We start from the raw sequence: 21319 nt of genomic DNA, 5'->3' as shown, positions 1-21319 counted from the left end.
TCAAAATTATTTTTGGGTTAATATGCTAATTGCTTTCTCTCTATCTGATTTCAGTTGACTTTTCAATTCATCCAAACCTGCAAACTTCACTTCTGCTCTCAGGTACTCCTTGATCAAGACACTGACACGCCGATCGTAAAGGTCTCCTTCAAAATCAAAAAGGTTTACTTCAATACTACGGCTATTTCCGTCAACAGTTGGTCGGTTGCCTATATTTAGCATTCCATTGTAATGCTGTCCTTCCACATTTACTTCCACCGCATAAGCCCCATCGCAGGGTATCAGCTTGTAATCGTTGGGTACATGGATATTGGCTGTAGGAAACCCAATAGATCTGCCCAACTGCTGTCCTTTAATGATGATCCCATTGAGTTCATAAGGTCTTCCCAAGTACTCATTGGCTATATGGACTTTTCCTTCTTCCAGTGCATGGCGGATTTTTGTACTTGACACGCCTACATTATCTACATCTTCACGGGAAATCTCCTCCAGTTCGAAGGAATAGTTTTTTACATTTTCCTTTAAATACTCAAATCCCCCTTCCCTGTTTTTACCGAAACGATGGTCATATCCTATGACCAATTTACGGGTTTGGATTTTATCAATGATGATTTTTTGGATAAATTCTTCCGAACTGAGCTCAGAGAATTCTTTGGTGAAAGGAATGGTAATCAAATGGTCAATGCCCGACTGCCTCAGCAGTTTGGTTTTTTCCTCAAAAGTAGAAAGCAGCTTCAAATTGTGCTCTTTTGGATACAGCACCAATCTAGGATGTGGCCAAAAAGTAATCAAAACCGTCTCACCCCCGATATCATCTGCTATCTTCCTGATTCTGTGAAGGATCTTTTGGTGCCCAAGGTGGACACCATCAAATGTCCCGCTGGTAACTACCGGGTTGTTGACAGGTCCAAAATCTTCAATTCCTTCATAAATCCTCATGCAGTCTTGCTTTTATTCTTTCTACCAAGGCTCCCAATTCCTCTGCATTCTCTAACTTAAATTCTCCTATTCTTGTTCGGGTCAAAGCTGACATATAGGCTCCCACCTCCAGTTTCTCTCCCAAATCCCTCGCCAGACTTCTGATGTATGTACCTTTGGAACATACAATCCTAAAATCCAATTCCGGCAATTCGAACCTTGTTATTTCAAATTCTGAAACTGTAACGGGCCGTGGTTCCATTTTGACTTCAATCCCTTTCCTTGCCGACTCATAGACGCGCTTTCCATCCACCTTGATGGCAGAATGCATGGGTGGAATCTGCAATATATCACCAGTCAATTCCGCAACAGCAGCTTGCAGCATCTCCATTGTAATATGTGACGGGTCTGCCACTTCTATGATTTCCTTTTCCCGATCGAAACTTTCAGTGGTTTTGCCCAAGACAAATGTCCCTGTGTACTCTTTCTCTTGCCCCATGAAAGTGTCTATGCTTTTGGTCTTCTTACCGGCACAGACTATCAATAACCCAGTTGCCAATGGATCCAAAGTACCCGCATGGCCCACTTTTTTTATCTTGAGCGCATTTCTTACCTTCTTGACAACATCAAAAGATGTCCATTCGAGTGGCTTGTCTATTAAAAATACTTCTCCGTAAGGTTCTTGTTCCTGCATTTTACAAATATAAGCCCACCCCTATGGCAATCAAACCTACTACAGCGCAATAAATAGAGAAATAAGTCAATTTGCTTTTCCTGACCAACGCAATCATCCAAGTACAGGCAAAATATCCGGCAATAAATGCAGCAACAAACCCTGCTGACAAGTATCCGAAACTCTCGGAATTGTAGGCAAGTCCGCCATCCAAGATATCTTTGGCAATTTTTCCCAAAATCAAAGGCACCACCATCAAAAATGAGAAACGCGCTGCCTTGGACTTATCGATCCCCAGCAACACCGACGTGGAAATCGTGGCTCCAGACCTGGATATACCAGGCAAAATGGCAATAGCTTGTGAGATCCCCACCAAAAAAGCATTGCCAAAACTGACTGGCTTGTCTGTGTTTTTTGCTTTATCCGCCAAGTACAACAATATTGCTGTCAACAATAGCATACAGCCTACAAAGACTATTTTTCCTCCAAAAAACTGTTCCAATTGATCATTGAAGAAAACCCCTACAATCGCCGCCGGTATCATCGAGAGGATGATTTTTACCGAAAACTTTGTCTCTTCATTCCACTTGAATTGGAACAAGCCCCTGAAAATCTCCGCCAAGTCTTTCCTAAACACCAAAATAGTGGACAGTGCCGTCGCAAAATGAAGTACAACTGTAAACATCATACTTTCCTCAGGCAACTTGGTATCTCCCAAAATAGCAGCCCCCAACTCTAAATGCCCACTTGAAGAAACAGGCAAAAACTCCGTCAACCCTTGGACAATTCCAAGGATAATAGCATCTATTATGTCCATTCTTTATTTATTCTTCGGATTGTGAAAAATTGCGTAAAACTCGAAAACAAAGCCAGAAAGTGTGACTATTGGCCCCAGGGTCAAGCCCATGAATCCAAACCCATGTTGTTGGGGATCTAAACCTATGATTGCGAAGCCTATGATAATGATCGCCATTCCGATCAACATCAGAATGTAATTTTTCTTGGTAAATGGAAATGATTGATTACTCATGTTTTTTAGTAAAGTTCGTCCAATGACATATTCAAATATTTATTTACTGCCCTCAATGTACTGAATACAGAAAGCATGGCTCCAACAATAACCAGGCCTCCGAAAAGCACATATAACAATTCATAATTCTGCAACATGGCAAAGCCATCGATATTGGCTTTGGTGTATTCGATGATCCCGAAAAGGATCGCTGAAGCCAATACTCCAGACAAAGCGCCAAAGAAAAAAGCCCTGCTTAAAAAAGGTTTGCGGATAAAGCCCCTCGTAGCACCTACCAGCTGCATACTCCTGATCAAAAACCTTTGTGAAAACAAAGCCAATCTAATGGTATTGTTGATCAACATAATGACTGTCACTATCAAAATCAATATAAAACCTCCCATCACCAAACTCACTTTCAATAGGTTTTCATTGATCGACTCTACCAAGTCAGACATATAAGTCACTTCAAACACGCCATCCATACCTTGGATTTCTGTGACTATCTCATTGATCTGCCCAGAGGTCTGAAATTCTTCTGCTACGGCGATCGTATAACTGTCCCTGAGTGGGTTGTCATTTAGGAATTTTGTAAAATCCTCTCCTGTATCTTCCAAAAAACTCGCTGCTGCCTCTTCCTGGGATATAAAAACAAGGGAGGTACTATCTCCTTTCTGCAAAACATAGGGCTTCGAAGCAAGCATTTTTCCGATGCTTGCTTTTTGCTTTTCATCGATATTCTTATTGAGAAACACTTGGATTTCTATGTTTTCCCTGATGATTTTGGTGAGGGTTTTGGCCTGGATAAAAATCACCCCAAAAAGGCCGACAATAAATAGCGAAAGGGTTGTACTGAAGAGTACTGAGATAAATTTAAATTTACCGACTTTGGTCTTTTTCCGTGAATTACCTTTCATATTGATTCAAACAGGGGTTTTACCCTTTTATTAAAATTTTTGATAAACTTGGGTGAACAAAACACGCTCCAGATAATCAAATTTGGTCAAAATTAATCAGGTTATGGTATATAACCAATCTTATTCAATTTAATTGACTCGAATTACCTTTTCACCAACAATAACGAAAGCTTGGTCTCCTTTGGTACAAGTCATCAACGCTAACCCGGTAAATCTTCCAAAGGCTGGCAAAATAATGCTTCTTTTACTGTAAAAATAACAAGGCAGTCTCGTATGCTGCTTCCCTTTTCCCTTTAGGAATACCCCAGGATGGATATGCCCACATAAGTTTGTCATTCCTTCCGGTACAACTTCCAAAGGCTCATGGGACAACAATAATCCTCGAACCCCAAGTGGTTCTTTATGGATAATCCAGTTCCCTGATTGATAACTTGCAGGTGGCAAAATATCATGGTTCCCTTTGATCAGATGAAAATTCACTTTCGGGAAAGTCTCAATGAATCCTTCCAAAACCCTCCAGGAATCATTCAGTTCAGAATGAAACAAATCCCCAAGAAAGTAAATATCCTTAGGTTGGTATCCACTTATCAATCGGCTGATTTTCAACATATCATCATGATGCAAATATTCAGAGATAGGGACTCCGGATTTTCTAAAATGGGCAGCCTTACCAAAATGGGGATCCGCTATAAAGATCGCTTCCATTGATTTGCAGTAGATGGCATTTTGGGGCAATAAAAACAGGCTGAAACCCAGCCCCTCCACAATCAATTCATAAGCAGACGCTGTATTTGGCATTTTTCTTACAGAATTTACATTGGTGAAAAATAATATAAAGTCGATTCAATCATTGTTTTTGCAAACAAAGTGATTTGTTTACGTTTATAAAAGTATTATTATTCGATCAAGTCTAATAACATCAACTCAAAATTGTATAAATATGAAAATGTTAAAGTTAAGTTTTATCCTGGTTTTCGTTTTTTGCATTTCTTCGGCTTTTGCCCAAAACCCTGATGCTATCGTTGGCAAATGGTACAACACCGAAAAAGATGCCCAAGTGGAAATCAGTAAAGAAGGCAACAAATATTCTGGAAAGATCATATGGCTAGCCGACCCGACAGAAAATGGCAAACCAAAATTGGATAAAAACAACAATGACAAGTCCAAACGTGACAGACCCATCATGGGAATGAAACTCCTGAATGGATTTGAATATAAAGATGGAACTTGGGAGAACGGAACAATCTATGATCCCAAAAATGGCAAAACCTACTCTTGCATCATCAAAAAGAAAAATGACCAAACACTGGAAGTGAGAGGATATATTGGAATCTCACTTGTAGGCAGAACTGTGGAATGGACGAAGGTGGAGTAATTTGGCATGATGGTATCAAACCTGGCAGGTTTGCAAATAAAAATGAATATTTACAACAAACATGAAAAAACCTGCCAGGTTTCAATGTCCAAACCAAATATGGACAAAGTAAGAAAATCAAACCATCTCCACACTTTTTTGAATCTCCCTGAAAGCATCTTCTATCTCCTCGGCAGTAACGCTGTCAGGCAATGCTACGATGGAAACGCCCCCTTCTTCATTGAGTCTAGAGAAATTCTTCGGTTTTACTTTTCCTACCGTGTAGTGATATCCATCCAGGCTTGTAGTATATTCCGGCGAGAAAACCACACTGTCATTTTGATCCTGCGAGCGGCTTCTGAACAGCACCCGAACGCCTAGATTCAGCAACTTCTCGTCCAAAGGTTTATCAAAATTCACTTTTGAATAATTATAGGAAAATCCGTTTTTCGCTTTGATCAAATCTCCATAGACCGCAGCTCCAGTCGGCAAACTACCTGCTCCCTTACCTTGATAAAACTGTTCCTGCAAGTGCTCAGAAACTATTTTTACAGCATTGTACTCGTTTTCTACACCATAGAATGTATTGGACTCTTCTACAAAAGTAGGCAAAATAAGTGCTGATATTCCTCTGTGGTCTTTTTCTGCCTTGGCCATCAGTTTTATTTTCAAGCCAAGCGCCTTTGCCAAATTGATTTCATTTTCTCCCAAATGCTGGATCCCGAAAGTAGCAATCTGATCCTGGCCAACAAACTTTCCGAAGGCATGCAGAATCAAAATATTCAACTTGCTGGACACATCGCTGCCATTGATGTCAAAACTTGGATCCGACTCCGCAAACCCTTTCTGCTGAGCCATTTTCAGGGCTTCGTCAAAACTCAAACCGTTGTTGAATATACGCGACAGGATATAGTTGGAAGATCCGTTGAGGATGCCCTCTATGCTCAAAATGGTATCTTCTTCAAAATGCGTCTCCAAATTGGTAATTACCGGAATCCCGGCGGCGGCGGCTGCTTCGTAAAGCAGTTTTCCTCCGAACACCTTTTGCAAACTGATCAACTCTGGAAGATGTGCTGAAAGCAGTTTTTTGTTTGCAGAGATAACGGTAATCCCTCTTTTCAAAGCTTCCGTAACATATTCATAAGCCTCTTTTTCGTCCGAAATCAACTCAAGGATATAATCTGGATTTTTGTCAAAAACATCCTTGGGGTTGTAGGAAAATTTAATATCAAAAGGCCTTCTTTTCTTATGGTCTTTGACGACAATGGTATCCGGTATCCATTGTTCTTTCTGTTTTTTGGCTATCTGGAAATAGCCTTGGCCGACTACTCCAAATCCGAAGAGTCCTATTCGCTTAGTCATCATTGTTTTCGAGGTAAAAAGAGCTGAGAATATATTTTAACTGTTCGTATTCTATTAAGAATGCATCATGGCCATAGGAAGATTTGATTTCCCTGTAGGTCCCTTTCTGGACATGATTGGCAATAAATTGGGATTCCTCTTTGAGGAAAAGTAAATCTTTGTCAACGCCAATAGCGAGTACCCTGGAAGGGATCTGGGACAATGCAAAGGCAGCCCCTCCTCTATTCCTTCCAATATCATGGCTATCCATCGTCTTGGTCAGGGTCCAATATGACAATGCATTGAATCTTTTGGCAAGCTTCTGTCCCTGGTACTGCAGGTAGGAGCAAGCCCTGAAATTATCTGTTTTGTCAGATTCATCTGCTTGGTTGTTTGCGAGGTTTTCAGGATGTCTGTAAGTCAGCATGGCTATAGCCCTCGCTGCCTCCAATCCTTTTTTTCCTGCTTCTGGGTCATTTTCCCCCCAAGTTTGATCAGCCGAGATGGCCATCCTTTGCGTTTCATTGAAACCTATCGTCCAAGGTGAAGTCTTTGCATTCGAAGCAAGTATGACCGCATTTTTCACCTTTTCCTGCAACAGGTACGCCCACTCAATCCCAACTTGCCCTCCAAGCGACCCTCCTATCAAAGTATGGATTTGGTGGATTCCCAACTCAATCCTGAGCAATTCCAATGCATTGGCCATATCTCTGGATGTCAGGTTTGGAAAATCATAATAGTATGGCTTGCCCGTATCCGGATTTACCGAAAGCGGTTGTGTGGAACCATAGCAGGATCCCAGTAAATTGGCACAAATGATAAAGTACTTGCTAGGATCGTAGAATTTATCCTCCCCAACTATCCCTGACCACCAATCTTGGACATTTGCATCGCCGGTAAGTGCGTGGATGACCCAGATCACATTGTCTCTTGCAGCATTCAGCTGTCCATGCGTGATGAAAGACAATTGGATATCCCGAAGCAACTCGCTGGATTCTAGTTGAAATTCTCCTTTATGGGTAAAGGTTTCTTGCGCCATATCGATAATCAGGTAAGGGCTTTCTAAATTCATTGGATGGATTATATGATGAATTAGTCTCCCGACAATTTAGACTTTGAAAGATTTACAATTATTTTATTTGGTCAAATGCTTGCTGTAGATCTGATTTGATATCTTCCACGTGTTCGATACCCAAGGACAATCTCAACAAGGTAGGCGTTACACCTGCGGCTTTTTGTTCTTCTTCCGAAAGCTGCTGATGGGTAGTCGCTGAAGGTTGGATGATCAAAGTCTTGGCATCACCTACATTTGCAAGGTGGGAGATCAATGTAAGTTTGTTGATAAAGTCAGATGTACTTTCTTTGTCACCTTTGATTTCAAAGCTCAAGACACCACCAAACCCATTTTTGAGGTATTTCTTGGCCAATTCATGGTAAGGTGACGATTTCAATCCCGGATAATTGACCTTCTGAACCTGCGGATGGGCTTCCAACCAAGATGCTATCGCCAATGCATTGTCCACAGTCCTCTGCACCCTCAATGAAAGTGTCTCCAAGCCCTGTAGCAAAAGGAAAGAATTGAAAGGGCTCAATGCCGGACCGAAGTCCCTAAGGCCTTCCACGCGTGCCCTGATTGCAAAAGCGATATTTGGCAAGCCCAATGGGTTATTCTCTCCAAATACTTCCCAGAATTTCAATCCATGATACCCTTCAGATGGCTCTGTAAATTGCGGAAACTTCCCATTTCCCCAATTGAAATTACCACCATCGACGATGATCCCTCCTACCGAAGTCCCATGGCCACCGATCCATTTTGTTGCCGATTCAACAACTATATTTGCACCATGCTTCAAAGGTTTGAATAAATATCCACCTGCACCAAAAGTATTGTCTACCACAAGTGGGATTTCATGTTTCTGCGCCAATGCCGCTATAGATTCAAAATCGGGAATATTAAACTCCGGATTGCCGATCGTTTCAAGATAGAGGGCTTTTGTCTTTCCATCAATCAACTTTTCAAAATCCTCGGCTGCATTTCCTTTTGCAAACCTCGCTTCGATACCTATTCTTTTGAAAGCTACCTTGAATTGGTTGTAAGAACCTCCATAAAGAAAGGATGTAGAGACGAAGTTTTCTCCAGCTTGAAGGATATTGTTCAACGCCAAGAATTGGGCTGCCTGGCCTGAGCCTGTCGCTACGGCTGCCACCCCACCTTCCAAAGCTGCTACACGCTGCTCAAAAACATCCGTGGTGGGATTCATGATCCGGGTATAGATATTTCCAAACTCCTTTAGTGCAAAGAGATTGGCCCCGTGCTCTGCGGAATTGAAAACATAGGAAGTCGTCTGATAAATCGGTACGGCCCTGGAATTTGTCGTAGGGTCCGGACTCTGACCAGCATGAAGCTGTAAGGTGTCGAAATGATAATTTGCTGACATGGTTTTAATGGTTAAATTGGTTAGAGATAATCTAATTGAATATTCTTTTTTTTGGAAAAGCTGAAGAAAATAACAGCGTTTGGCAGGGAAAAATCACCTACACATATGACAAGAAAGTTCTGCAAAATGCATAGCAGATTGGACTTGACTTGTCAATTGAAAATTGTTGGATTGCCTGTAAACTGGAATATAAATCATCTTGTTAAGAATTTATATTTCCGATAGAGGATATTCTCTGTCGGCAGGAATTGGCACCTTGGATTTTCCAGGTTGCCAGAGGGTCTTAGAGCCTGTCTCTCGTCTCTTCTGTATAAATCCCAACACCAAAAAAGTGATAGGATGCCACAAAGTAAATCCATGGATTTTTAGAATGCAAGGAATTGTCAATAAAAAAATTGATGAAGGGCAAATTTTAAATACTTTTGTACATCGCAACATCCATGAGCAATGTCTGAAAAGAAAAGAGAACACCCAACTATCAAATCAGCCCTTCACCCAAGAAACAAGCATCGGGAGCGGTACGATTTCGACATTTTGACTCAATCTTTGCCAGAATTGAGCCCCTTTGTATTCAGCAATAAATATGGTGATGAGTCCATAGATTTTTTTGATTCAGAAGCTGTGATCATGTTGAACAGAGCATTATTGAAGCACTATTACGGAATCGACAATTGGAAAATCCCCAAGGGCTACCTCTGTCCACCCATCCCGGGCAGGGCTGATTATATCCATTACATAGCGGATTTGATTACAGAAAACAATGGCAATAAAGGAAGGCAGATCAAATGTCTGGACGTAGGAGTTGGTGCCAATTGCATCTACCCCATCATCGGACGTCAGGAGTATGGATGGACTTTTGTGGGTTCGGATATTGACCCTGACGCCATCGAGGCTGCACAAAAAACCGTCAATTCAAACGCTGGGCTCAAGGGGAATGTTTTTTTGAGATTGCAAACGGACCCAAGAAACATATTTACCGAGATCATTCAGGAAGGTGAGTTTTTTGATGTCAGCATCTGCAATCCTCCATTCCACGCTTCTGCGAAAGAAGCCAATGCAAGCTCACTCCGCAAACTCAGCAATCTCAAGGGCAAAAAAATCACAAAGGCCAGCTTGAATTTTGGGGGGCAGAGCAACGAATTATGGTATGAAGGGGGTGAGATGAAGTTTCTGACCAATATGATCTATGAAAGCAGGCGATACGGGAAGCAGGTAAAGTGGTTTACCAGCTTGGTTTCCAAAGAATCAAACTTGCCTACAATCTACAAAACCCTTGATACTGTCAAGGTGAAATCCATAAAAACCATAGAAATGAGCCAGGGAAACAAGATAAGCAGGATTGTGGCTTGGAGTTTTGGGTAATCTCTGAATCATCCAACCCTCAAACTATTCAGATACTCATCCGGAGACATCACTGGTATTTCCGATTCTTTGAAATCTTTCCCATTTCTAGTAATTACAATATTACAGGCAGTCTCTACTGCACAATAATACTGAAGTGAATCCTCAAAGTCCCTAAACTTTGAGGAAAGACCTTTGTCAATAATTTGGTCAGTCAAATCCGCAGTTTCTCCAATAATTTTGAATTTTCTGATTTTTTCTTTGACGATATCTCTGTCTTCAAATCTCGAAAGCAAATAATATACGGTAGAAAATGTCAGTGCTGAAACGACCAACTTTATTTCCCCTTTGTCAGCATGTGTGACAATCTTGGCAATGGTATCATAAAAAGGATCTCTCTCTCCAAGTAAATCAACAACCACATTGGTATCAAGAAAAAGTTTTTGTTTCATTTATACTTTTCTTCTAAGTAATCCCCATATTCTTTTTTGTAATCTAGATCAACTGGAATTTTAACACCTGTTCTCAAACTTTTCACAAAGGGAGATATCTCAATATCATTGTCCGATTTGATATTATCTTTCTCAACCAAAGCTTTTAGATAAGACTCTATCAAATTAGATAAACTCCTTTGATGTGAAGAAGCATACTCTTTTGCTTTTTCAATCACATCTTTGTTTAGTCTCAATGTTAATTTGGTATCCATTGTTTTTCAATTTAATACACGTACAATTATAATATATTTATACGTCAATTACAAGTTCTTTGTTTTGAAGGAAGTAACAAAAATATTCAGAAAAGGTAGAAGTTGTAACCGTTCAGCTCGCAATACGCCTACACAATGTCGTGTCTTGGCTGCTTTCTTTTGTAAATTTCCTTACCTACTCTATTTATGTGGTCAAGAAATTCAGGGTTCGATATTTTATCATCAGAAAAGAAATATGCATGGCTTTCAATTCCTAGAAGCATCTCCCTAAACTTCTACCCCACTTTCTTTATATCCTCCAAATTGTACTTCGGAGTTCCTCCTTTTTGGGTGGCGACGTAAGCACCTAGCTTGCTGGCGAAATCCAGGGTATCTTCTATGCGCTTTCCTTCCAAGTACTTTTTCACAAAACCGCTCAAAAAGGCATCCCCAGCCCCTACCGTATCTTCCACTTGGACTTTGTAGCCTGGATGATGGACTAATCTACCTTCTTTATAAACCATCGCCCCTTTACTTCCATGGGTGATGCAGATCGTCTCTATGGGATATTCTTCTACCAGAAAATCGCAAAGATCCTTTGCCAATGATTCCCCCCTACGCTTCAATTCAAAGAAGTCAGCCAAAATCTCAAGTTCGTCTTCATTGATCTTCAAAATATCCGTATAGCCCAACAAACTGTCGATTTTGTAAAAATCAATATAAGGGGCACGCAGATTGATATCAAAAACTGTAAGCACTGGTTGATGTACCAAGTGGTAAAGGGTCTTCCATGACACTTCATGCCTCACACCCAAACTCCCAAATATCAAAGCATCTGCCTGCTCTACGCTCTTTTGGTTGGCTTCTGTCAATGCTATAAAATCCCAGGCAGAAGGCTCTACGATTTCATATTTGATATTTTCCTTGTCTGAATTATCCACCAAAACTTTTCCGGTAGGATGCTCCGAATCTTCCTGTACAAGCTGCAATGGCAAGTCATAAGTCCTCAAAAAATCCTTGAGCTTTTCTCCATAAGCATCATTTCCCAAACGGGAAATCATCTCCACATCCAATCCCAGCTGCTTGAGATTCAGTGCTACATTCATCGGAGCTCCACCTGCCACTTCACCATCTGGGAAGCAATCCCACAACATTTCTCCAAAACAAACAATTTTCTTAGTCATGATTTTTCTGTAAGTCTTTCTGAATTTCTTCTAATGATCTGCCTTTGGTTTCCGGCATTTTGATGGCTACCCAAATCAATTGGAGCAGCATCATCACTGCAAAAAAAGCAAAAATATTCCCAGCACCATAACGATTGGCTACCAAAGGAAAAACATTGGCAATCACCGCTGCCAGAATCCAATGTGTAAATGAACCCATGGACTGCCCAAAAGCCCGAAGTTCGTTGGGGAAAATTTCTGAAATAAATACCCATATCACCGATCCCTGACCTATCGCATGTGAAGCAATAAAGGCAAATACAAAATATGGCAATAAACTACTATCGATGGCTCCACCGAAATAACTATAAGCCATCAGGGAAAGGGAAATTATATAGCCTACTGAACCGATATACATCAGCATTTTTCTGCCCAATTTATCAATCAAATAAAGCCCAAGCATGGTTGCCACCAAATTGATGGCTCCAATTCCTATGGTTGATATCAGTGCGGTTTCTGTGGCTATCCCGGCAGATTCGAAAATCCTCGGTGCAAAATAGATGATGGCATTGATCCCCGATACTTGATTGAAAAAAGCCATCAAAATCGCCATAAAGCTTATTTTCCTAAACTTGGAATTGAAAAGCATCCCCACTGTGGCTTTTCCCCTGATCTCCTTGGTTTCTGCTATCGCCAATGCAATCGCTTCATCCACTCCTTCTGGATCTGTTTTTGTCAAAATTACTCTTGCTTCTTCATAAGCATTCTTCTTTGCTATCAGCCATCTTGGGCTTTTGGGCACTTTGATGATCAGAACGGAATATATCAATGCAGGAATCGCCTCCACACCCATCATCCATCGCCAAGCTTCATTCAGGTTGGCTGTCCCGATCAGATAATTGGAAAAATAAGCCATCAATATCCCGAAGACGATATTGAATTGGTACAATGCCACCAACTGCCCCCGTCTTGCTGCAGGTGCGATCTCCGAGATATACATAGGTGCTACCACAGAAGAAGCCCCTACACCCAAGCCTCCCAAAAACCTGAAGAACATAAAGGTATTTACGTCAGTTGCCAAAGCAGAGCCTAGTGCCGACACCAAATAGAACAAACCTATCCACAGCAATGAGGCTTTCCTGCCAAATTTATCCGCTGGTATTCCTCCAAACAATGCCCCGATCACTGTTCCGTACAAGGCTATCGCCACAGCCAAGCCATGCTTCAAGTCGCTCAATTGCCAAAGATTCTGGATATCCCGCTCTGCTCCGGAAATCACCGCTGTATCGAATCCAAATAAAAATCCACCCAGCGCAGCTGTGATGGATAAAAAAAGAACATAATTTTTGCTTTGCATAGGTTGGGGGTTGGTTAATTGGGGGTTGGTAGATTAGGGATTGGTTGAATAGTAGATTAGTAAATATGATTATCCGCTACTTTGCCAGTAATGAAGTAAGCAAACCATCATGTTGCGGATAATCGTCAACTGTCAACGGACGACAGTCAACAGTAATGAAAATCCGTTGTTGGAGAAACTTTGTTTGGCTTGTGGCAAAGTAGCGTATATACATATTAGTAAATTAGGGATTAGTGGTTAGCGGGTAAAATAGTTGGAAGTTTTTAAGGTTGGAAAGTTTTAAAGTTATGGGATATTTGGTTGGTTTGTTGTTTTTGAAAATAGTTGGTTCTTTTTCTATTGTTTTCCTCTTATTTCCGCTCCTCTTAAATACTTCTTAATCCAAGTAAAGAGAGCTCTCTTTCCGTCGAGGTGACTTGGTGGTCATTTCGAACGAAGAGAGAAATCTCGAACTGAAATATCATACTTTTCATTTCCCCGCTTCTTTGACCATATTCGGGACGAGACCTCTCTCCCAAATGCTTTCGGGATCAAGGTGACTTAGTTGTAGAAAATACACTTACGTCTCGCTTCGTCTGTCTTTCGCTTCTCGTCTCTCGCTTCTTTCTTGTTTCTTTGTCACATCCTGATTTTACTTGACACTTTTATCTTTAAATTAGAGGAGTTCAACCCACTTCGGGGTTGTTGTTTCCTATATCATCATTATTCCCCGGGTCGTAACCCGGGGTTAATCAAAGCTTAACCCTGCCTGCAGCAGGCAGGCACTTCGTGGTTTTTATCTCATTACTTGCCTCTTTTTTCTTGTGTTAGGAACCTTCTACCTCTTTCATCTTGTATCTTGCGTCTCGTCTCAAGCCTACCAAATTGACTTGAGTGAATGTACTTTTTTCACTTCACCAAATCCTTTTGTCTTCAATTGGGTATAGGGGTTTTCTGGGAAGATAATCTCAGTCAACACCAACTCCCCACCATTGAAGAAGAACTCAATGGAAGATTTGTCCACAAACACGCTTAAACTTCGAAAATCCAGTCCCAAATCAGGAGCGGTATGGAGTTTTTTAAATTCATTATTGAAATCTGTCTTACCCGATAGACTTCTGTCAAAACTCAGACTGTTTCCCTCTTTCTTCAATATAACTTGCTCCCCTTGTGCATTTGAAAGTTCAAATTCAAAATCAGCCCCAACAATATCCAATTCGATTTCCAACAATTCTGAACTCAAATCAATAGATTCCCCTTCAACTTCTTTCGAATCAACCCTAAGCTTTTTGATTTCCTCTATTGGTTTTGAGGCAATATATTGCTTTTCTCCGGAATGAAAAAGTTCCAGGGACCTTGGAAGTGTTTTGGCAGAGCGCCATACTTCTGTCGGAACGATATTGGCATACTCCCAATTGCTCATCCAACCGATAAACAACCTTCTTCCATCCTCCTTGGGCACATTCGACCAAGTGACACCTGCATAGTTGTCGGTACCGTAATCCAACCACTTGACTTCCTGCTCTTCCGCTGTGAAATTTTCCCCATCAAAATCCCCAACAAAGTACTGGGTAGCAGAACCTCCATTTGGTCCACCCGGATTGATGCTGACAAATAAAACCCATTTTTCCTCACCATCATTATTTTTTAACTTGAACAAATCCGGGCATTCCCATACACCTCCATAGGCAGCCCAATCCGGCTCAAAATCACTTTCAAATGTCCACTCGATTAGATTTGGGGAACTGTAAAAGGAGATTTTGTCTTTGACCGCAAGACTCATCACCCATTTACCATTGCCATCTTCATTCTCGTACCAATCAACCTTTGGATCTCTGAAATCTTTGATCCCTGGGTTTTTCAAGACTGGGTTTTTAGCATATTTCTCCCAAGTCCTCCCTTTATCAGTGCTATAGGCAATCCCTTGGGTTTGAAAATCAATCGCCCCAGTCTTCTCTGCATCTGCGTCATGATAAGTGAAAATAGCTACAAGAGGAGGGTTTTCTTTAGTACCAAGTCCTGATGTATTGTTGACATCTGCTACAGCGGAACCTGAAAATATAGTCCCATGTTCATCTGGGAAAATTGCAATAGGCTGATGATCCCAATGAACCAAATCTGCGGAAATCGCATGTCCCCAGTGCATAGGTCCCCATGTATTCCCATCGGGATGATGCTGATAGAAAAGATGATACTCACCTTCAAAATAGACCATTCCATTTGGATCATTCATCCAATTGGACGCTGGAGTAAAGTGGTATTGGGAACGAAAAGGCTCTCCATAATATTCATTTTCAACTTCTTGCACTTTCTCATTTTGATTGCATGAAAAAGAGATAATTGCTAGGCAGGTAAATATAATTTTGGGTAAGATCGTTCTCATGATGGTTATGATTGAATTTATTGATCTGGATTTAGATATTATGCATATGTGGCATGTTGCGAGTAATGGTATAATGCCTGCATTTTGTTAAAACTTGATATTACTTGATACTAGATATTCACAGATATTGACCTAATGCAACCGTCAATACTAGAAATTGATATTTCTATCAAAGAAGCAGAATCATATCGAGTATTAGCTTAAGGTCTGTTTGGATTAGAAAATTCACAGAATTCATTGGCGAAATAACGTTTAGGAAAATAAATTAACAACAATATTCCGCTTACGCCAAACTTTGGCATAAGCGGAATACAATTAATTTCAATATCCGTGATTTTGTTTGTAGACTCCTCGGGTGAAATCAATTTCCCTCTGAGGAATAGGGTAATACTCATCCCTTCCCGCAGTAAACCTCGCATTGGAAAGAAAATCCCTTCTTTGCTTTTCGGTATCCAAGTAGCTATTCAGTACCTGCGCAGCTTCACCCCATCTCACCAAGTCAAAAAACCTGTGTCCTTCCATGGCAAACTCCAACCTTCTTTCAAACTTCAGGGCTTTCCACGCAAATTCCTTATTCGGGAATGATTCGTAAGTAGAAACATTATAGATATCACTTGCTCCGGCAGCAATAGGCCTTTCTGTACTTTGGGCTGCCCTAGCCCTAATTTGGTTGATAATCGGCAATGCCTCATTCCATCTATCCAATTGGATCAAAGCTTCAGCCTTGAACAACAAGACATCTGCATATCTGATGAAGTCAATGTTTTTGGATGTCCCGATAAAAGGCCCTTCTTTGACATAACAGCTACAATCTGGAGCTTGCTGTTCTTTCATATTTCCAAAATAGCCATAAACCCCGGGATCTCTTGCCCAAGAGAAGTTGTAAACCATATCACCGGAACTTCTGAGGTCATTTCTATATTTAAATGGCCTACCAGGTATTCCCACAGTATGATCCAGTCTTGGATCAATGGTCAGCCCCTCAGCCAATGGCGCCACACCTCCCGAAGCGATGACATTGAAAATGCTTTGGCTATTGAAGCCGTCAAGTTCAGGCAATCCTTGGGAATTGGTCTTGAAGGCGTTTACCATATTTTGGCTTGCAAGGTGAAACCCGCAACATCCATACAGGTCTGTGCCATGGGGTGAATTCAGTCCAGTCACATAACTGACCCTGCTGACTACCGTACCGTCATTGATGGAAAATTGCACTGCCCAGATTGATTCTGGTCCGTTGTCAAATCCATGGAGATAATTGTTCCCAAAATCAGGTTCCAAAGATCCCTGGACTTCATCGGCATAAGCGATTACTTCTTCAAGTCTCGTTCTGTTGATATTGACCACTTGGTGTTGTTCATCCTGCTCATAGGCCTGATACAAACGTAACTTGGCCAAGTAGGCTGCTGCTGCATTTTTATTTGCCCTACCCACTTCATCCTGTGACTGTGGCAGGTTATTGTAGGCAAAGAGAAAATCTTCTGCGATGCGATCCCAAAGTTCATCGTTCGGGACATCATTCGTCACTTGGGCGATTTCTTCCTGACTCAATTCTTCGGTAATGATTGGAATTTTTTTGAAGAGCAATTTCAACATGAAGTGGGAATGTGCCCTCAGGAATTTTAATTCCGCTTGCCTGATTGTCTTATCGGCATAATCTTCCTCCGGTATATCATTGATCACCCGCAATGCAAAATTTGCCCTTGAAATCGCTTTGTAATAATTTGTCCAGGTTCTTGGTGCCATTTGATCTCCCATATCCGGTATGGTCAGGTTGTACTGCTCGTAGCGGTCGATCACATCCACATCGCTTCTTCCTCCACCACCTTTGTAGGCATCATCGGACCTCACGCTTCCATAAACCCACATACTGGTCAGGGGACCGATCATTTCATCATTTCCGATTCCTGCATATGCTGCGATCACCAATGACTCGGCATTGGACGGGGTACTTACATTTTCACTTGAGAGGACACCCTTGGGCTCATATTCTAGAAAATCAGAACATGCTACCAAACTCAAAAATACGGTTGATATGAATAGATTTTTAAATATATTTTTCATGATGGTTTTCAATTAGAAGTTGATATTTAGCCCCATTGAATACACTGCAGGTACCGGAATCCTATTTACGTCAGTTCTCTCGGGATCTGATCCAATATAGTTTTTCGGGGTAAACCAGAAGAGATTTTCGCCTTGGAGATACATCCTGACACTACCCAATCCTGTAACCCTGCTGACGAGGGTTTCGGGGAGCGAATACCCAAACTGCAAATTCCTGAGTTTGAAATATGAGTTGTTTCTGTATAGGTAATCTGATGTAAGGGTTTCATTGAAAGCCAATGAAAGTGCTGGAATATCAGAAGTGGGATTCTGTGGAGTCCATGCATTTAAGACACCCAATCCGGCATTTTCCCTTCCTTGGACAAAATTGTTCCAGAAAATATATGGATCCAACCCAATTCTCCCAGTCACTCCAGAACCAAACAAAGCAAAATCGAAGTTTTTGTAATTCAGGTTAATCCCCAATCCAAATTCCAAAGACGGTAAGGTGTTCCCAATGAAATCCCTATCATCTGCATCAATCACACCGTCTCCATTGATATCGACAAATTTGATTCCTCCCGGTCTTGCTCCCACTTGCGTAGGACTATTGGCTACATCTTCTGCACTTTGAAACAATCCGTCTGTCTTGTATCCAAATATTGAAAATTGGGATTGTCCTATGATCGAGTTCTGGGCTGTTCCCGGAAATGCCGCCCAGACTTCTTCCGGCAAATCGGTAATCTTGTCCCTAAATGCCCCGAAGTTGGTATTGACAGTCAAATTGAGCCCATTTCCAAATTGCTTATTATAACTTAAAATCAATTCCCAGCCTTGCGATGAAGTGGAAGCTCCGTTCAAGACCCTTTGCTGACCTTCACCGATCACAGATGCAATAGGAGGTGTAGTCAAGATATCGCTGGTATTTCTTCTATAATAATCGAATGAACCAACCACCGCGTAATCAAACAAACTGAAATCCAAGCCAAAATTCAGTTCCTTGGTAGTCTCCCATTTTAAGTCGGGATTTTCAGCTTGGATGGATACAAACCCAGAAGGCAATGTTCCTGTTCCGTTCCCAGAAATGTCATAAGCCGTTCCAACATTATAATAGAATTCAAAAAATCCGGGGATAAACTGGGACTGATTGGAACCATACCTAGCTTCGTACAAACCAAACCGAGCCAAATCACCGATTTCTTGGTTTCCAACCACCCCATAACCCGCACGGAATTTAAGGTCAGAAATTTCTTTGATTTGCTTTACAAAATCTTCTTCACCCAATCTCCAACCTAAGGTCGCTGCCGGAAAGACACCATAGCGATTGTTCCTCCCAAATCTCGAAGAACCATCTCTACGGATTGTAAAAGAAGCTAAATACTTATCAGAAAGCGCATAATCTACTTTCCCAAATTGGGACAATAGCCTGCTGCCAGTCATTCTCCCTGTATTGGTTCGCGCACCTGTAGCCGCATCCAGTACAAAGTAGTCGTTGGTCTCCACTGCAAACCCATCAGCTATGGCAACGGTAGATGAAAAATCATCTTTGATAGACTCTACACCTGCCAAAAAGCTAAACCTATGCTTTCCTGTCGTAAGGTTGTAATTCAAGGTATTTGAAAACACCAAACTTGAAAATTCATTGGAATCATGGATCAACCTATTATTTGTCCGGGTAATAAAACCATTTCTAACTGTAGGCTCAATATCCCTTCTGAAGTAATTATTGTAATCTATACCTGCACTGGTCTTGAAGGTTAGGTTTTCGATAATGGACCATTCGGCAAATACATTTCCATAGAAATTATTGTTTCTGATATTGTCCCATCTATTGAGATGCTGCATCAATAAGGGGTTGTTTCGATCTGAGTATCCAGCTCCAACCGGCCCTGCAAACTCTCCATTGGCATCTCTCACCGGGATAGTTGGTGCCAGTGTGATCGCCAAACCTGGCACAGGGGCATTTCCCACATCTCTTGCTGCAGGCGTTTCGTTGGAGTTTGTAAATTGTGTATTGATCCCAAACCTCAACTTGTCTTCAAACAGATAGGTATTCGCATTGATCCTTGCACTGTACCTTTCAAATCCAGTATGTTTCAAAATCCCGGTATTCTTCAAGTGTCCCAAATTTATCATCAAAGAGGATTTCTCATTGTTGGTAGAAACGGACACTTCGTTGTTGAATACATATCCTGGTTGATACAATGCATCCTGCCAATCTGTATCCCCAGCTGGGATATTTGGATCACCACCGACAAACGGCCTGGTTGAAACACTGTTGAGCACTGGGTTATTGAAGTCCCCATTCCAGTCAAAGTTGTAAATTTCACCATAACCGGAATTGGGATCTGCCCCATCGTTTACCATCGCTCTCCAGAGTACCTCTCCCCTTTGGGTAGCATTGAGCATTTTATATCGTTGCTGTTTTTCGGATTGGATTGAGAAATTGGAATTGATGGAAACACTCAAGCTCTCTCCTCCTTTTGCCCTGCTTTTGGTAGTCACAACGATCACACCATTGGCAGCCCTTGATCCATAGATAGAGGCCGCAGAAGCATCTTTCAACACTTGGATAGATTCAATAGCTTCTGGATTGAGACTTGCAAAAACGCCCGGCCGTTTGGTAGGCACCCCATCTATGACGTAGAGTGGGTCATTGTTTCCCAATGTAGAAACTCCCCTGATCAACACCCTGGAACTTGCCCCTGATGGATCTCCTGATTTTTCTACATACAATCCCGGAACCCTACCTTGCAATGCCTGCATTGGATTACCGGAACTCATACTCTGACCTTGGACAGGACCCAAATCAACAGAGACGATCGAACCTGTCACATCTGCCTTTCTTTGGCTAGAATATCCTACCACCATCACTGCTTCCAGTTCGGCAATATCCTCTTCAAGCTCTACATTGATAATAGAGCGATTTCCCACTGTTTCATTGATGGTAGTGTATCCTACAAAGGAAAAAACCAAAACATCGGAAGGTTCGGCCTCAAGACTATAGCTTCCATCAATATCCGTAATCACTCCCTTGGAGGTTCCTTTCACAGACACTGTAACTCCGGGAATACCGTCACCTACTGTTTTGTCGGTGACTGTTCCTGACACTTTAGCTTGCTGCGCCACCAAAGGTGCAGCCAACAGAAAGGTCATTAAAATCAGTAATAGTTGTTTTTTCATAAACTATGGGTTTATTGGTTGTTGTTTTGATTAGGTATCTGCCGGAATCACTCCGGCAGATGGTTTATTAATAGGTTGAGGGTTATTCGAAATTAAGATTGCATGTATTTTCTCTGAAGAAATGAATCGGAGCTTCGGTATGATCGACAAGACAAGGAGAAGCTGGAGAATTATAAATGAGAAAAAATGATGGCCATTGGCCAAAGAAATACCTATAGTGGGTACGAAATATAATCCGGGGATCAAGTTCGGATAACGGAGATTACTGACGCCCAGCCAACGGTAGAAATCATTCCCAAAAGCAGCACTTATATGGAATACACATAAGGATACACTAACTATAAAAAAACCAAGCAACCAATCTGGATAAATCCAGATAGCTTTGAGAGGAAACTCTGCTTCGGGCATGGCATTAGTCTCGTATCCGAATAATAATCCGCACAAAGCAGCTAACACAGCAAAATATATTGATTTTGTTTTCATTGGGTCTAATGTTGACACCAATGTAGCGTCCTTGCAAAATCAATTTTTACAAAGG

The 21319-nt window shown here is 41.4% G+C and carries 19 protein-coding genes and 1 riboswitch; of the genes, 2 read left to right on the top strand and 17 right to left on the bottom strand.

The window, feature by feature from the left end; translation table 11 throughout:
* Window positions 1-6 precede the first annotated feature (6 nt).
* The 6 genes from ACFSKL_RS01985 to pdeM all read right to left on the bottom strand — a co-directional run bounded on the left by ACFSKL_RS01985 (window position 7) and on the right by pdeM (window position 4315).
* A complete protein-coding gene (locus tag ACFSKL_RS01985; RefSeq protein WP_376883025.1) occupies window positions 7-939 on the bottom strand; it encodes a bifunctional riboflavin kinase/FAD synthetase in 933 nt (310 codons plus the stop codon).
* The gene (gene truB / locus ACFSKL_RS01980; RefSeq protein ID WP_376883023.1) at window positions 926-1612 is read right to left on the bottom strand and encodes a tRNA pseudouridine(55) synthase TruB; all 687 of its coding nucleotides are present in this window, start codon (window positions 1610-1612) and stop codon (window positions 926-928) included. Before truB ends, ACFSKL_RS01985 begins: the two co-directional genes overlap by 14 nt.
* Before the next feature lies 1 nt (window position 1613).
* A complete protein-coding gene (locus tag ACFSKL_RS01975) occupies window positions 1614-2408 on the bottom strand; it encodes an undecaprenyl-diphosphate phosphatase (protein ID WP_376883020.1) in 795 nt (264 codons plus the stop codon).
* A 3-nt stretch (window positions 2409-2411) separates the two neighbouring features.
* Entirely contained in the window at window positions 2412-2621 is a 210-nt protein-coding gene (locus ACFSKL_RS01970) for a DUF3098 domain-containing protein (protein WP_376883017.1), read from the bottom strand.
* Window positions 2622-2626: 5 nt separating this feature from the next.
* The gene (locus tag ACFSKL_RS01965) at window positions 2627-3517 is read right to left on the bottom strand and encodes a cell division protein FtsX (RefSeq protein WP_376883015.1); all 891 of its coding nucleotides are present in this window, start codon (window positions 3515-3517) and stop codon (window positions 2627-2629) included.
* A 129-nt stretch (window positions 3518-3646) separates the two neighbouring features.
* The gene (gene pdeM, locus ACFSKL_RS01960; RefSeq protein WP_376883012.1) at window positions 3647-4315 is read right to left on the bottom strand and encodes a ligase-associated DNA damage response endonuclease PdeM; all 669 of its coding nucleotides are present in this window, start codon (window positions 4313-4315) and stop codon (window positions 3647-3649) included.
* 142 nt (window positions 4316-4457) lie between these two features.
* On the opposite strand from pdeM, the gene ACFSKL_RS01955 reads away from it, so the two are divergent.
* Complete coding sequence (locus tag ACFSKL_RS01955) at window positions 4458-4892, top strand: DUF2147 domain-containing protein (RefSeq protein WP_376883009.1); 435 nt, start codon at window positions 4458-4460, stop codon at window positions 4890-4892.
* 117 nt (window positions 4893-5009) lie between these two features.
* Here the strand turns inward: ACFSKL_RS01955 and ACFSKL_RS01950 are convergent, their stop codons facing one another.
* The 3 genes from ACFSKL_RS01950 to ACFSKL_RS01940 are packed head-to-tail and all read right to left on the bottom strand — an operon-like array spanning window position 5010 to window position 8650.
* Window positions 5010-6236: a homoserine dehydrogenase gene (locus ACFSKL_RS01950; RefSeq protein ID WP_376883007.1), complete on the bottom strand. Its 1227-nt coding sequence runs from the start codon at window positions 6234-6236 to the stop codon at window positions 5010-5012.
* Complete coding sequence (locus tag ACFSKL_RS01945; RefSeq protein ID WP_376883005.1) at window positions 6226-7284, bottom strand: homoserine O-acetyltransferase family protein; 1059 nt, start codon at window positions 7282-7284, stop codon at window positions 6226-6228. The genes ACFSKL_RS01950 and ACFSKL_RS01945 overlap by 11 nt, the downstream gene beginning before the upstream one ends.
* A gap of 58 nt (window positions 7285-7342) precedes the next feature.
* Window positions 7343-8650, bottom strand: a complete 1308-nt coding sequence (locus tag ACFSKL_RS01940) for an O-acetylhomoserine aminocarboxypropyltransferase/cysteine synthase family protein (RefSeq protein ID WP_376883003.1) — start codon at window positions 8648-8650, stop codon at window positions 7343-7345.
* A 207-nt stretch (window positions 8651-8857) separates the two neighbouring features.
* Window positions 8858-8967, bottom strand: a riboswitch (SAM riboswitch).
* Between the two features lie 130 nt (window positions 8968-9097).
* Here ACFSKL_RS01940 and rlmF point away from each other — a divergent pair.
* Window positions 9098-10012: a 23S rRNA (adenine(1618)-N(6))-methyltransferase RlmF gene (rlmF, locus tag ACFSKL_RS01935; RefSeq protein WP_376883001.1), complete on the top strand. Its 915-nt coding sequence runs from the start codon at window positions 9098-9100 to the stop codon at window positions 10010-10012.
* 8 nt (window positions 10013-10020) lie between these two features.
* Here rlmF and ACFSKL_RS01930 read toward each other — a convergent pair whose 3' ends face one another.
* The 8 genes from ACFSKL_RS01930 to ACFSKL_RS01895 form a co-directional block, all read right to left on the bottom strand.
* Complete coding sequence (locus tag ACFSKL_RS01930; protein WP_376882998.1) at window positions 10021-10443, bottom strand: type II toxin-antitoxin system VapC family toxin; 423 nt, start codon at window positions 10441-10443, stop codon at window positions 10021-10023.
* Window positions 10440-10697, bottom strand: a complete 258-nt coding sequence (locus ACFSKL_RS01925; protein ID WP_376882996.1) for a DUF6364 family protein — start codon at window positions 10695-10697, stop codon at window positions 10440-10442. The genes ACFSKL_RS01930 and ACFSKL_RS01925 overlap by 4 nt, the downstream gene beginning before the upstream one ends.
* 275 nt (window positions 10698-10972) lie before the next feature.
* Entirely contained in the window at window positions 10973-11860 is an 888-nt protein-coding gene (locus ACFSKL_RS01920) for a carbohydrate kinase family protein (RefSeq protein WP_376882994.1), read from the bottom strand.
* On the bottom strand, window positions 11853-13196 hold the full coding sequence (locus tag ACFSKL_RS01915) for a sugar porter family MFS transporter (protein ID WP_376882991.1): 1344 nt from the start codon (window positions 13194-13196) through the stop codon (window positions 11853-11855). Before ACFSKL_RS01915 ends, ACFSKL_RS01920 begins: the two co-directional genes overlap by 8 nt.
* 856 nt (window positions 13197-14052) lie before the next feature.
* Window positions 14053-15558: a glycoside hydrolase family 32 protein gene (locus tag ACFSKL_RS01910; RefSeq protein ID WP_376882988.1), complete on the bottom strand. Its 1506-nt coding sequence runs from the start codon at window positions 15556-15558 to the stop codon at window positions 14053-14055.
* Window positions 15559-15879: 321 nt separating this feature from the next.
* Window positions 15880-17619, bottom strand: coding sequence for a RagB/SusD family nutrient uptake outer membrane protein (locus tag ACFSKL_RS01905; protein ID WP_376882986.1), 1740 nt, complete (start codon window positions 17617-17619; stop codon window positions 15880-15882).
* 12 nt (window positions 17620-17631) lie between these two features.
* Window positions 17632-20781: a SusC/RagA family TonB-linked outer membrane protein gene (locus ACFSKL_RS01900; RefSeq protein WP_376882984.1), complete on the bottom strand. Its 3150-nt coding sequence runs from the start codon at window positions 20779-20781 to the stop codon at window positions 17632-17634.
* 30 nt (window positions 20782-20811) lie between these two features.
* The gene (locus tag ACFSKL_RS01895) at window positions 20812-21264 is read right to left on the bottom strand and encodes a hypothetical protein (protein ID WP_376882981.1); all 453 of its coding nucleotides are present in this window, start codon (window positions 21262-21264) and stop codon (window positions 20812-20814) included.
* Between the last annotated feature and the right edge of the window lie 55 nt (window positions 21265-21319).

Origin of the sequence: Belliella marina, from assembly GCF_042682445.1 — a bacterium.
Taxonomy (GTDB): Bacteria; Bacteroidota; Bacteroidia; order Cytophagales; family Cyclobacteriaceae; genus Belliella; species Belliella marina.
This window is presented reverse-complemented; position numbering and strand designations above follow the sequence as displayed.